Origin of the sequence: Mesorhizobium prunaredense (assembly GCF_900156895.1) — a bacterium.
In the GTDB taxonomy this organism is placed as follows: Bacteria; Pseudomonadota; Alphaproteobacteria; order Rhizobiales; family Rhizobiaceae; genus Mesorhizobium; species Mesorhizobium prunaredense.
The window spans coordinates 1-349 of the sequence record NZ_FTPD01000043.1 but is presented as its reverse complement, the minus strand read 5'-3'; the positions used below and the strand labels follow the sequence as shown (position 1 = coordinate 349).

The following is a 349-nucleotide window of genomic DNA, read 5'->3' as shown; positions in this document are numbered from 1 at the left end:
GCCCCATCGCCAATTTGCCCTTGGGCCAACCAAAGCATAACAACGACCGCGGCCGCCGTCACAAGCTGAACCCCCGGCCCCAATGCGGCATGGATAGCGCGCTCCTTGGCACTCAGGCTGACGACGCGCTCGATCTGGTTCCGATAACGCTGCGATTCCTGCTGTTCGCGCGTGAAGGTCTTGATGGCGGGAAGCATGCTAAGGTTTTCTTCAGCAATGGCGATGGCAATGGCATGCTCCTCCTGAAGTTGGCGCGCCAATGGCCGCATGCGTCGTCCGAAGACTTTAAGCAGTAGATAGAGCAATGGAATAATGATTGCAGCGAACATGGCGAGAAGAGAATCGATTC

1 protein-coding gene is annotated in these 349 nt (G+C 56.7%); it reads right to left on the bottom strand.

What is annotated here, in order from left to right; genetic code table 11:
• On the bottom strand, positions 1 to 349 hold a 349-nt coding region (locus tag BQ8794_RS23780; RefSeq protein WP_210189857.1), incomplete at both ends, for an ABC transporter transmembrane domain-containing protein.